This is a genomic window from Paenibacillus sp. QJM3NY_38 (assembly GCF_056173265.1).
Genome location: NZ_CM149665.1, coordinates 3,318,293 through 3,331,565, shown reverse-complemented (window position 1 = coordinate 3,331,565; position 13,273 = coordinate 3,318,293). Strand labels below are relative to the sequence as shown.

The window sequence follows — 13,273 nt, the reverse complement described above, 5'->3', positions numbered from 1 at the left end:
GCTTCTTATATAAATCGGGTATCATCACAAGTTATCTATGCTGTTCAGCACCAGAATCAGCCCGGCAATACACAAAACCCATGACAGAATCGATCCGGAGCTCTGCGCGATTTTCAGGCGCAGCTTCTCCAGCGGACGCTGCATCATGCGGCCGAATACGAGGTGTAATCCAAGCAATAGGATTGGAGGCAGCACCATCACGATATTGTATGCAGCCAGGATGGGCATCCATTGAACCGTTTGTAAATGAGCCGTAGTCATCAGCCCGATAGCTGCAAAGTACGGAAGGGCTGTTGCTACCTCCAGCAGGGACGTCGTGAATCCAAGTCCGATCATGGCTCCGAAGCTTTTGGATCTTGGACGGCGCGGCTCAGATGTTTTTTTCGTGGGGATAAAGAAACTGATGACAAACAGGACACCGCCGACAATGGTCATGATCCAGCTTACCGTTCGATTTTGAAAAATGCCGCTTACGGATTGCAGAACGGCATCCAAACCCAGCATAAGCGCAGCCCCTACCAGGAAGTAGAAGCCTGCCACTGTGAATAAATAAATGAATAAACGCGGGATTAGCCTGTCCCGTTCGGTCAAGAGCAAATACACCGTTACACCAACCGTTGCTGGACTCAGCATGTCCAAGAGGGATAAGGCTCCAATGGAGAGCAGCAGTTCCAACGTCAAGATGTCTCCCCCACTTCTACTTGTTCTTTGTCCTTGCGTAATACATAAATTTCGAATGCCTGTTCCATGAAATGAAGAAGAGCATCCTCGATGGGATATAATCCCATCTTCTCGGACTGCGCCGGCGATTTACGGATCTCCCACAGCTTATCTATGAAGGGATCTTCATCTTCAAATACCTCAAGTCGTTTCTCATCCATCCGTCGTACAATTCGCTGCACATCCGGTGAATCGGGACCGTCCTGCATCCGCCTTTTGAGCTGCCCCAACAGAGCAATCCACTCGAGAGAGTCGGGGTCCGTGCTGTTCATATTAGGGAGTAAACTTAACAACTCCACTTCGCGGTTCTCAAACATCTGCTGCCTGAACGAATGCTTTAACGATGGGTCTCTTCCAGAGAGGTGAATCAATTTCTGAATAACGTCCCAGCTTGTCTCACCTTCCATCGCAATACTATGAAGCACGGCCCGCAGCGCCGATTCCATCTGGTTCAGCTTTTTTTGTTCGTTCATAACGAAGTCCAACTGATTCATCAGGCTGGTGGACCAGTTCCATTCCGGGTTGGAAATCATATCCGATATTTCTTGCAAACTGAAGCCCAGCCTTTTCAGAAACTGTATTTGCTGCAGCTTCTTTAATTCCTCATCACTGTATATACGATGCTTGCCCAGTGTTTTGGCCGCAGGAATCAGCAGGCCAATCTGGTCATAATAGCGCAGCGTTCTTACCGTAATCCCCGTCTGCTTGGATAAATCTTGAATGGGAATCAACTTCATCACCTGCTTTCCTAAAGTCTCGATAACTTCACTATACAGGATGACGCTACGTCACTTTCAAGCTTTTTAACGAAAAATATGACCGTTTGTGATTTGATGCAGCCGGCACAAAAAATGCCCGAGTTATCGGGCTTTGTTCTAATGCAGAATGGAATTCACTTCAGTTTGATGATTTTTGTTCTGGTTAAGCCAATCAGATAGAGTCCGATGGGAATCACCAGCAAATGGAGGAGCGCATAGCTTGACCACACGTTCTGAATGATATCGGCAACATAGATGGTGTTGATGTATGTATTCCAGGCCACGATCACAAACAGCACGGACAATGGATAGATTAACGGGTTTTGTTCCTTTAGTCCGAACACGGTCTTCATGCCTTGAAGAATCGAAAGATACAAGAGAGAGATCTTGATAAAAAAAGTCAGGATCCAAAGTGTAATCAATATGCCTTCCACACGTTGGAAAAAGTTTCCTAAGTTGATCGTCTTCGCAAGTGCAAATGCCGGAAACGTACTATTCTCCGTCTGCTCAATGCCCAGAACCAGCACGCTGAGCAGGACGGTAATGCCGAGCACGATCCCGCCTGCAGCGGCTCCCCACATCAATGCCTTCCCCCCTTTCCTCTCCCCCTTAACCAGGGGCAAAAAGGTCATCAGCACAATCAGTTCCTGAAACATGGAGGAATGGAATCCTGCCTTGGCAACTGGCATCCAGCCCTCCTCAAGCATAGGCATGATATGGTTCCAATCGATCTGGGGAATCAGCGAGAGGACAAGGACCAAGAACAGAAATACAATCCACGGAAACATCAATTCACTGACACGAGCCAAAAGAATGATGCCCATCCTAGCGCACATGACAGCCGCTATCAAGAATAAGATTTGAATAGCCTCGATCGGCGTATCCGGCATCATCTCGCTGCTCAGGAAAAAACCCAAGTTGCCAAGCAATGTGCCCGTAAGAATCAAAAAGTAAAAAAGGTAGAGCAGGGAGAGAATCTTTCCCAGCAGCTTCCCCAAAACCTTCTCATGGATCTCAAAGATCGTTTGGCCAGGATAGACACGCGCGATGGCTATGTACAGCACAACCATAAGGAGGTTAATGAGGATACTGAAGAGGGAAGCCATCCACGCATCTTCCCGTGCGGTATGCGCTAACCCGGAGGGGGTCACCAGGATCGAGGTTCCGATGGTTATGCCAAAGGCCAGCATAAAGAATTGTCGTGCGGCGATATCCTTGTATTTGATCACGTACAACCATACCCTTCTTCGTTATGAGATCAACCTGTTCAGAGGTTGCATCAATGCGCTTATCCAATCCAACGGCCTTAGATAAGGCACCTCCATCATATCTCCTATCAATGCAAGCATGGTTATTCCCCACACCGCATAGAATACGACCATGTCTCTAAGAGAGCGCAGTTTCAGGAGATGACGGGTTTCCGTAACGAGCACGATAACCAGAAACGATATGAATAACCAATGCCAATTCACGGCTCATCCACCTTTTGGTTTATGGGTTGTATGATGGATCCGATCCGCCGGATCGCTACATCTGCATCCACGCGGATATTCATCGTTTTAAAGCTTTCTCCCCAATGATCCCGGTATTTTTTCCAAACGTCCGGATATTTTCGGTGCAGGACCTCACCGAATCCAAAAACATCGGATCCATAACGCTGCTGCACCAGACCGATATGCTTCGAAATATTGATGTTATATTTATCCTCGATATCCTTCTCTAATTCGTCGATGACGGCAGGTTGACTGATATCAATCGGACATTGAACGGCGTTCACGTCCGCTTCGATCTCCAATTCGGCTGAGAATTCAGGGATCCCCTTCGAATTGAGCGTAACATCAAGCGATGTGTCTGCCCGGTTTACCGCAAACCCGACGATGCCTCCGTCCGGACATGAAATATATCCCGCCGTGTTGTCGACTCTATTCAAGACATAATTGACGGCCTTGCTAGGCGGTTCCCCCAGCCATCCCACTAACCGGTCCCCTTTAAACACGCCTAATCCCGTATGTTGAAGCAGCGTTGAAGGACTGATTTGCTTCACATTCTCCAGAGACTGTGCTTCTGCTAAACTGCCGTTTAACTGGACCCCGGATAATACAGGGTCTGAGCCGCTGCGCTTTAACTCCGTCACAAACTGCTGCAATGTAACTTTCCCCGTCGCTGCCCATTTTTTCTGCGATATCAGAATCGAGGAATAGAGCGAATTTGCCGGAACATACTCGAATGGCGTAACGACCTCCAGGATGTCAGAGGCTTTCCCGTTTTTGGCAACGAGCATGAAGAAATCCGTTCGAAGCTGATGATTCCGGGAGATATAATCGAGCACGTCGCTGACTCCTAGCCGGGCCAAATCTTCCCCAAATACCAACACCCGGACATGGGACAGATACGGCATCCGAGGTGCCATGCTCAGCATGCGCTGAAGGGCATCGGGGATGGTTTTACCGACTGACTTGTATGTTACGACCGGAAGACTCCCCATGGATCCGCCTTTTTTGGACCCCGTCTCACTGGAATTGAGCACTTGAGCAGAAACGGCGTACCCATTCTCGTGGGTATCGATTCCAAGTGCCATGACGACGGCAAGCTCATTCAGTTCTTTTTTGCTCCAGCATCCAGGCGTTATGGCTAGATTGACTATAAGCAGGACTGTAAGTACTTTTCTTTCCCACATCCATAACCAGTCCCATCTGTCTAAAATAAAGAATTCGAGTCATGACGTAAAAAGACGGCTCATGTCTTGGATTTGGACAAGTATTTCTTCATACTGTGGCGTGACAATCGCAACAATGCATCCTTCTGGCTCCGCCAGCGTATAGGTGCAAAAGAAGACATATAAGGAACCCCCATGGACTGCAGACTGCACAGGTGGAGGCCAATCATAATCATTCCGATTATCATTCCATACAATCCGAATGGCGCTGCTATTCCCATTAGCCCAAATCTCAATATCCGGACCGAGATCCCAATATTAAAAGCCGGAAGGGCAAAATTGGCAATCGCCGTCATGGACACAACGATCACCATCGCGGCCGATACAAGACCCGCTTCGACGGCGGCCTGTCCAATAACCAAAGTGCCAACGATGGAAACGGATTGGCCGATCGATTTAGGCAATCGAATCCCGGCCTCTCGCAAAATTTCAAACGTGATTTCCATAATCAACGCCTCAATAAATGCGGGGAATGGCACCCCTTCGCGTTGACCGATCAAACTTGTCAGCAAGTTGGTCGGAAGCATTTCCTGATGAAACGTAGTGATCGCAATATATAATGAGGGGGTAAGAAGCGCTATTCCGAAGCATAAGTATCGAAGAAGTCGAACCAAGCTGGCAAAATCCCAGCGTTGGTAATAGTCCTCGCTCGATTGAAACAGTTGTACGAACAGTGCCGGAACCACCAATACAAACGGCGTACCTTCCACAAAAATAGCAACTCGCCCTTCCAGTACAGCGGAAGCAATCACATCGGGCCGCTCTGAATTATATACCGTCGGAAAAGGACTGTATCGATGGTCCTGTATCATCTCTTCGATATAATTGCTCTCCAGGACGCTGTCCAGCTTGATTGCATTCAGTCTTCTGCGCAGCTCATTGAGTACATCGATATCACATAAACCGTCCATGTACATCACGGCCAATTGCGTATTGGTGTGCTCGCCTACAGTTCTTTCTTCAATGCGCAGCTTAGGGCTTTGAATTCTCCGCCGGACTAATGCCGTATTCTCGCGGAGGGATTCAGTAAAACCTTCCCTCGGACCTCTTACCACGGATTGAGAAGTCGCGTCTTCGACTGCGCGCTGCTTCAGTGTTTCAGTACCCACATAAAGCGAGGTGGATGTTCCATCCATGAAGACGATCGTGTTCCCGGACAACAGTTTTTTTTCAACCTCTTGATAGGTTCGGGCTTCCCCCACTTTCCCCATTGTTATCGTCAGTTCCTTCAGCATTCTCATACGTTCTTCCGGGGATTGATAGGGGAATTCAATAAATAGCGGTAAATCCTTATGAATTGCTTCTATTAAAAGATGGGGATCTCCCATCCCTTCAATGTAAACCATCACCGTGGGGATAGCCCCCACAATTAACTCTCTGTATATGATATCTCCGCTCTGCCCGAATCGACTCTTCATATTTTCGATAAATTGCGCGATGGAAACCGGCAATTTTTCTTGTGAAACATGATTGCGTGTGGTGTTCTCCGTCATGTAAACGACTCCTCGTTTCTCCCTCATGGTCAGCTTTGCCTTACAAGGAATTCAATTACCTTCATTTATCTTTTCCTCTACTGTTCCCGCAGTTGGATATTATATACTTTTTGAGACAGGTCCTTGAAGTGAATTCATTCAAAATAAAACGCCTCTTGAAGACTCAGAGAGTCAACAACAGGCGTTATCTGATTTAATTTTTCTGCCAATTCCAAAATATAGTTACTGTGGCAGCCCTTTAGCCTGCAGATACGCTCTCTTGTATTCGGCTGCTTTATGTGCGATCAAGCTGTAATCCTGCCGCTTCAAAGCTTCGCTTGTCAGATCCGAGCCAATACCGACGGCTATAGCCCCCGCCTTAATCCATTCTCCAAGATTATCAAGCGAGACACCACCGGTCGGCATGATATTCGCCTGCGGCAGCGGGCCTTTGATCGCCTTGATCATCGACGGATCATACAGATTGCCAGGGAACAGCTTGACAATGTCCGCCCCCAGTTCAAGTGCTTCCTGGATTTCCTTGATCGTCATCACGCCAGGCATGACCGGAATCCGATAGCGGTTGCACAGCATCACGGTTTCCCTGCTCAGGCACGGCCCAACAACAAACTCGGCGCCGCTCAATATCGCAACACGCGCGGTTTCCGGATCAAGCACTGTACCTACCCCGATGATGGCATAGGAGGAAGGGTCTTCGGCGTTCCAGGAATATTTGCGCGACAACGTTTCAATGGCCCGGAGCGCAAACGGTACGGTCATCGTCACCTCGATCACTTTAATGCCGCCGGCAATCGCCTGTTCGGCCATCTCCACAACCTGCTCCGGCGTTTCGCCGCGCAGAACCGCGACCACGCCTTCTTCTGCTATTTTTTGAATCAGCTGCAATTTCTTCATCTTAACTCCTCTTTTCTATTCGATAACTATACAGAATACGATTCAAACGTACATTCCGCTCCGTTTATCGTTCTCGCTGAGCTGCCTGAAGCCATAACCTTCAGATGCAGCCGATCCTCGGTCATCCATCCTGTATACGCAACCTCAAATCCGCCGTCAGTCTTGAATTCCGGCCTGTGCCCGGACATTTGCCGTGCGAACGCCGCCAGTTGTCCGATCCCTATGTTCTCCGCTTCCCGAACGGTTACCGCTTCTACGGTGAGAGCCATTCGAGGGCCATGGCAGACGGCCAGATGATATCCGGACTGCTCCTTAATCTCATACGCAGTCCCGGGGCTCAAATGTACGGCAAAATAAACCTCATCTACCTTGCCGTATAGAGCTTCCGCCTCATACAGCCATTCTCCTTCCGGTAGAACGCCGACAACTTCACCGCCACCATCACCCGCTGGTTCCGGCAGCGGATACAGTGCAAGCACCACATTTTTGTGGTACAGCACCTCCATCCACTCACTCTGGTGGCGGGGATCGCTTCCTGAGGGATCATATCCCTCTCCCGGGTGAAAAAAATACAGCTGATTTGCCTTGCCGCCAGTGCGGACAGGCAGGCTGAACATCCAGCGCAGCTGCTCGTTGTCGAACTCACGAACCCGCTCCCACAATCCGCCCGCCGCAAAATGTTCCGTGACATAAGCATAGGAGTGCAGCTGCCGCATCTCGCCGTCAACCGATTTCATCAGAGCCTTGCGCACTTCGGTCGGTTCGCTTCGATCCAGGGCTAGACGACGATCAGCTTCCGGAGCTTCGTGGAACAGAAAACCGGCGTACTCCGTGCGCGGCATCTCCTCCGGAAGGCTAAAATCACCGAACTGGACATAATCGTGAAGCACATTGGCATCCCTCGGTGCATCATGCGGCCATCCTCTGGAGTGGGCTCCTACCCACGCCCCTTTCAAATAATAGAACGTGCGCAGGCTCCACAGCTCATCCAGCAGTTCATGAAGTTCCCGCTTTAATTCCGGTTCCTCCATTAGTTCCAACGCGCAGGTGAACGCCTGTGTCCAATGCCAGAACCACGGCAAGCAGCCGTATTCTGCCATGCCTTCCCGCCGGAGCAAGGTCAGGGTATTCCGAAGACTTTGTTTTCCGTCCTCCAGAAGTTCCTTATCATTGAACCGATGGCCGAATATTAGCTTGGCTGCCGTATATTTAGCCTCATGATGATTGCACACGGTGAGCGGCTTGCGAAAAAATCCTCCGTGGTAGATGTGTTCCAGTCCAGCCTCAAACTCAGCCGCCAAGCCCTCGCTCATCTCACTTTCAAACTTGCGATGAAAAAAAACCATCAAGCTCCCCATTAATTCAACCGGCAGCGTATGCGGACTCGCTGCTTCCGGCTTCGGCCCCAGGTTCAGCGGCCAGTGTCCGTACATCGGACTCTTCGCGTCCTTGTTCTGCAGTCGCAGCACACGACCCAGAACCTCCTCTGCCAGCCGTTTACCCTCCTGCCGGTTAAACTTCGGATCAATCTCAAGGTCTAGCGAAGCCGCAAACAGATAAGAGGCATAGTAGAAGTTATCACGCACATCCCCATGGAACCACAATCCGCTGGGTAATAGAGGCTGCCTCCATGCTTGTTCCGCAACGTTCCGAACAATCCGGTTCATTCTCTCTTTATAATCGTTCATTTGTTCTCCTTTCCCAATCCGATGGTAAAGCCGCTTCCCAACATAATGAAGATAAAAAACGAACTTAAAGAAACCAAATCCGAACCCATATGAACATTAAAAACCTAAATGAACAAAAAGGGAAGCTATTTTTCAGAACCCATGCCATCATGTATCTTGCTTGCAGGAAAAGCCCGACCAGAAGGATTTTCTGGCCGGGCATGTTGTACTCAATGAACTGTATTCCCTGTCGTGATGGACTATTTGTCTTCTTCCCCATCCTGTACAAAATTGAGCACAGCTTCGTCCACTGCCGCGGTTTGTCCAAGGTCCGGTTGATCTGACAGCTCGACTTCGCAAGATTCGGGACCGCCATGCAGTTCAAATAGAACCAGCTCGTTCTCCCCTTTACGCAATAAAGGGCCGGGAATATACAAGGCCTTCTGCGGCCCCGCGTTCCAGTACCGGCCGAGATTAAAGCCATTGATCCAGGCGACACCTTTGGTCCAGCCATCAAAGCGAAGAAACGTGTCTCCGATATCCTCCACCCGAAAGCTGCCGCGGTAAAATCGGGGCAGGCCCGCGTGTTCCGACTCCGGAATGGACAGCTCTATTTGCTCCGCCCGCCCTTCATCCGTAACCGGTGTATAAGAGAGAGAAGATAGCATTTCTGGCTCCAGCGGCAGGGTTCGGATCGTCCAGTCGTACAGGAATTGGTTATCGATTCTGACGCCTTCCGTGATTCCCTTGGAATCGCGGATTAGTGGGCCGTAATTGATCCGGCCCATGTTCTCGACAAGAATATCCAGCCTTGCTCCGCCTGCGGGTACGGTAATATCGAGAGGCTCTGATTTCCATCGTTCGATAACTCCAAGCGGCCGACCGTCCAGAAATACCTGCGCGCGATCACGAACCTCCTGAATATGCAGCTGCTGTCCTTGCCGCGGTCCCTGAATAAATGTGCTGTACAGTATAAAGCCATAGGACTGTCCGAATTTTTCCATCGGCTTGGTGCATACGCTTTTTATCGGTTCTGAGAGATGCTTTAGATTGGCATCCGCAAACAGATCGGCCATTTCAGACAACGCGACCTTTCCGTAAGCTACCTTTGGAATGGGATCCGGGAAGGCACACCCCGGCTTAAAACCATGCTTGTCGAGCACCAACCGCACCGCCTCATATTTCTCCGTCTGATCCCCCCATTCCGTCAAAGGGGCATCATAATCGTAGCTTGTCGTAGTTGGCTCATATGCCTGGATGTGATTCGCTCCACTGTAAAAGCCGAAGTTGGTTCCGCCATGAAACATATACATATTAATCGAGGAACCCTTCTCCAGCATTTCATCCAATACGCCGGCGACATCGACCGCATCCCGCACATGATGGTCCTCCATCCAGTGATCAAACCAGCCGTTCCAGAATTCCATGACCATCAGCGGTTCTTCCGCGCGATACTCCCGGTATTTGCCGAACGATTCTTCTACCCGGGATCCGAAATTCACCGTGGCGTGCACATCGCCAAGCGTCCCGCCCAGCAGCATCTCGTCGGTTGGCCCATCCGAAGTAAAGAGAAGCACATCAACGCCGCGCCGCACCATTCCTGCGCGCAAATATTCCAGATAAGCGTGGTCATTGCCGTAACTGCCGTATTCATTCTCGACCTGAACCGCCAGAATCGGCCCTCCGTGTGTGGACAGCAGCGGAACCAGTCTCGGGATCAGCTCGTCGTAATAATGATCCACCTTGCTTAAATAGAGCGGGTCACTGCAACGAAGCCGGATTTCTCCATAACCTAGCAGCCAGCCCGGCAATCCTCCAAATTCCCATTCCGCACAGATGAATGGGCTCGGTCTGACAATGACGTGCAGGCCCAGTTTCCCGGCTATTTCGATAAACGATACAACGTCGGCCATACCCCTAAAGTTAAATTCCCCTTCTTTGGGTTCATGCACATTCCATGCGATATACGTTTCAACGGTGTTAAAGCCGCAGGCCTTTAATTTTAATAGCCTGTCCTCCCAATATTCAGGAACGACACGGAAATAGTGAACCGCTCCCGATATGATCCGGTAAGGCTGCCCGTTCAGCAAGTATTGCCCGTTCTTCCAAGTGAGCACTCCCATTACAGATCCCCTCCACACCTATATAAAATCCAACGTTTATTCCCCGCAGCGGTAAGCCGCCATACTTTTGATTTTCGGACTTGCTGCCGATTCCAGTACCCGCATACGCACCTTGTCGGCCGTTACTTGTGAGAATGCATCGATTTTCTTGTGACCGATCGCGCTGCCGCGTGTAAGTTCAAGCCACTCTCCATCGACGAAGGCTTCCAGCACATATTGACTCACCCGTTCCCCGAAAGCAATGTCCTCCATAACAACGACATGATCGATCACGCATGTTCGGGGAAGGGTTAATTCAACGACCTCTCCCGATCCCGAGCTTTCGGCCAGGGCATGACCAAACCGACGCTCGATCTCTCTGCCAAATGCCAGAAGCCTCTTTACATCGGCTTCCGGAAGCAGCCCGCGCTGGTCTGGAGCGACGTTGAGCAGCAATGTCGCTCCATGTCCGACCGACCGATAGTAGATTTCCATTAGCTGATCAACGGACAATAGCAAGTGTTCTTCATCCGGATGCCAGAACCAGCGGTCTTTTCGAATGGGGACATCGCATTCCGCGGGCACCCAGCCCGGCGTCTCCGGCAGCCACTTCAGCGATTCTTCGCTGAACATGCTGCCCCGCGAAGAATCGGCCGTGTTCCAGCAAGGATACGGAGCCACGCCATCCTCATTGCCGACCCAGCGGATCGTGGGCGCGCCCATATTAAACATCATGGCACCGGGCTGATACCTTTTAACGAGATCCATGATACGGGGCCAGTCATATTCGCGGCCTTCCGACCCTGCGCCGTCAAACCAAATTTCCACAAGCGGACCATAGCCCGATAAGAGCTCCTCCAATTGTCTGCAATAAAAGTCATCATACTGTTGCGGGTCGGCATAACACGGCTCGTGCCTGTCCCAGGGGGACACATAAATACCGAAGCCGATGCCCTCTGCCCGGCAAGCATCCGCGCACTCTTTTACGACATCGCCCTGACCCTCCTTCCACGGACTCGAGGCTACGGAATAGTCCGTTGTCGCCGTCGGCCACAGGCAAAAACCGTCGTGGTGCTTGGCCGTCAATATGAAATAACGGAATCCGGCTTCCTTCGCGGACCGGACCCACTGTTTAGCATCCAGTTGGTCGGGATTAAACAAAAACGGAGCATCATTGCCTTCCCCCCATTCCTGGTCGCAGAACGTATTGATTCCGAAATGGCAGAACATCCCGAGCTCCATGTCCTGCCAGGCTAGCTGCTCCAGCGAAGGAACAACAAGCTGGTCCTTAAGCTTTCTAGATATGGACATAACTTCCCCTCCAACTCTCACCAGTCGTAAAAAAAGGGCTTTGGGGAAGCCCGTTAAATGGCCCCCCGAAACCCGTTTCCTACCAGGATTCTCATACCTCTTGCATTGCCCCGTTACTTGACAACGCCTTTTTCGTTAATAATTTTTGTAGCCTCATCGACCATCCATTGTTGAACCTCATCAATCGGTTCGTTGCTGAGCATGAATTTCGCAAAGCCGTCATTAATGATCTTGGTCAATTCCGAAGTATCCGTCATCATGACTTTGGCTGCATCAAGATACTGGATTTCATCGCTAAACAGCGTATATTTCAACGACTCCATATCGTACTTATCCTCTTTACCGGCAACCAGCTTTGTCAACAATTCTTCGTTATTCGCTTTCTTGTAGCCAGAGAACTCAAGTCTGTTGTCCGAATCGGCTGTTGTCATGAATCTCATAAGCTTGAAGGAGGCTTCCTTGTTGGTGGAATTGGCACCCAGCGCCAGCATATTGCCGCTGGTGAAGTATTTTCCTTCATACTCTTTAGGTTCCGATCCTGCAGGAGGCACAGGTACAGGAGCGAAAGCTGTTTTGAAATCATGCGGATATTGCTCGGTATTGCCTGGATCCGCTACCGTAAAGTTGCCTGTAAGTATCATAGCAGCTTCTTCATTAAAAAATTCAGTACGGTAGTTCAGCTTCGCGGCAAGCACGTCACTGTAAGGTTTGGCCGACTTGTCCGTCTCCTCCATATCTTTGCGGAGCTGGAAGAAGTATTTGTAGGTCGGATCTGCCAGAATGGTCGTTCCGTCCTCATATACGAACGGATCTTTCATCATGGTTTGCGCCGGAGCGTTCATATATAGCTCCCATGTATGGAAGTAAGAACCGTAACGCTTGTCAACGCCTTCACCCTTGGTCAGTTTTTTGGAATAGTCGCGGTAATCATCCCAAGTCCAGCCGAATTTCGGAACCTCAAGTCCCGCTTCATCCAGGGCATCCTTGTTGAGCATCACATAGTTGGTGCTCTTGGTGTACTGCATGCCATAATACTTGTCTTCTAGCTTGGCATTAACAAAGTATTCGTCTTCCGGAACGAGACTTTCCTGCTCATAGAACTCGTTCAGGGGAGCAAGGGCTCCACGTGAGGCCCGTTCGAGAACTCCGCCCAAGCTTGGGAATTGAATAACATCGATCGCTTCACCGGATGAGATCAGGAAATCCAACTTTTTCAACATTTCCACGGAATCGCCGGGAACCAGAACCACATGCTCGACCTTGATATTCGGATTCTGATCCATAAATTCCTGGAGCATGGCGTCCGTACCCGCCTGTTGAGCTTCGTTATCCCAGTTGTAGTACTTGACGGTAACCTGCTTGTCCGTCTGACCGCTCCCTCCGTTCGTGCTGGCACCGCTTTCTGACCCGGATTTCCCGCAGCCGCTTAAAACCAGGGTGCTCGCCAGGATCGTGCTAAGAATGACGGATAATCTGTGTTTACTTTTTTTCTTCATCTTACTTCCCCCTGCACAGATAAATTAGTTGTGGTGCTGTTTTCATGTTCATTATAGGCACCCGCATGGCTGATCAAGTGCACAATTTTGAGGTTCTAGGATTACATTTTTGACTT

The 13,273-nt window shown here is 50.1% G+C and carries 11 protein-coding genes; all 11 read right to left on the bottom strand.

The genetic code is table 11. From position 1 onward, the window contains the following. Positions 1 to 24: 24 nt before the first annotated feature. The 11 genes from AC0VZ8_RS15535 to AC0VZ8_RS15485 all read right to left on the bottom strand — a co-directional run bounded on the left by AC0VZ8_RS15535 (position 25) and on the right by AC0VZ8_RS15485 (position 13,157). Complete coding sequence (locus AC0VZ8_RS15535; protein WP_475487444.1) at positions 25 to 681, bottom strand: GAP family protein; 657 nt, start codon at positions 679 to 681, stop codon at positions 25 to 27. Continuing rightward, on the bottom strand, positions 678 to 1,451 hold the full coding sequence (locus AC0VZ8_RS15530; RefSeq protein ID WP_475487694.1) for a MerR family transcriptional regulator: 774 nt from the start codon (positions 1,449 to 1,451) through the stop codon (positions 678 to 680). The genes AC0VZ8_RS15535 and AC0VZ8_RS15530 overlap by 4 nt, the downstream gene beginning before the upstream one ends. 161 nt (positions 1,452 to 1,612) lie before the next feature. Continuing rightward, positions 1,613 to 2,707: a GerAB/ArcD/ProY family transporter gene (locus AC0VZ8_RS15525; RefSeq protein WP_475487693.1), complete on the bottom strand. Its 1,095-nt coding sequence runs from the start codon at positions 2,705 to 2,707 to the stop codon at positions 1,613 to 1,615. A gap of 21 nt (positions 2,708 to 2,728) precedes the next feature. Further along, positions 2,729 to 2,950, bottom strand: a complete 222-nt coding sequence (locus tag AC0VZ8_RS15520; RefSeq protein WP_071224109.1) for a hypothetical protein — start codon at positions 2,948 to 2,950, stop codon at positions 2,729 to 2,731. After that, complete coding sequence (locus AC0VZ8_RS15515) at positions 2,947 to 4,155, bottom strand: Ger(x)C family spore germination protein (RefSeq protein ID WP_475487443.1); 1,209 nt, start codon at positions 4,153 to 4,155, stop codon at positions 2,947 to 2,949. The genes AC0VZ8_RS15520 and AC0VZ8_RS15515 overlap by 4 nt, the downstream gene beginning before the upstream one ends. A 59-nt stretch (positions 4,156 to 4,214) precedes the next feature. Next, complete coding sequence (locus tag AC0VZ8_RS15510; RefSeq protein ID WP_475487442.1) at positions 4,215 to 5,687, bottom strand: spore germination protein; 1,473 nt, start codon at positions 5,685 to 5,687, stop codon at positions 4,215 to 4,217. Positions 5,688 to 5,909: 222 nt separating this feature from the next. Next, entirely contained in the window at positions 5,910 to 6,581 is a 672-nt protein-coding gene (locus tag AC0VZ8_RS15505) for a bifunctional 2-keto-4-hydroxyglutarate aldolase/2-keto-3-deoxy-6-phosphogluconate aldolase (protein WP_071224114.1), read from the bottom strand. 26 nt (positions 6,582 to 6,607) lie between these two features. Next, a complete protein-coding gene (locus AC0VZ8_RS15500; protein WP_475487441.1) occupies positions 6,608 to 8,269 on the bottom strand; it encodes a hypothetical protein in 1,662 nt (553 codons plus the stop codon). Positions 8,270 to 8,508: 239 nt separating this feature from the next. Beyond that, positions 8,509 to 10,371: a glycoside hydrolase family 35 protein gene (locus AC0VZ8_RS15495; RefSeq protein WP_475487440.1), complete on the bottom strand. Its 1,863-nt coding sequence runs from the start codon at positions 10,369 to 10,371 to the stop codon at positions 8,509 to 8,511. Positions 10,372 to 10,407: 36 nt separating this feature from the next. Further along, a complete protein-coding gene (locus AC0VZ8_RS15490; protein WP_475487439.1) occupies positions 10,408 to 11,661 on the bottom strand; it encodes an alpha-L-fucosidase in 1,254 nt (417 codons plus the stop codon). A 113-nt stretch (positions 11,662 to 11,774) separates the two neighbouring features. Continuing rightward, positions 11,775 to 13,157, bottom strand: a complete 1,383-nt coding sequence (locus AC0VZ8_RS15485; protein WP_427490971.1) for an ABC transporter substrate-binding protein — start codon at positions 13,155 to 13,157, stop codon at positions 11,775 to 11,777. Positions 13,158 to 13,273 lie beyond the last annotated feature (116 nt).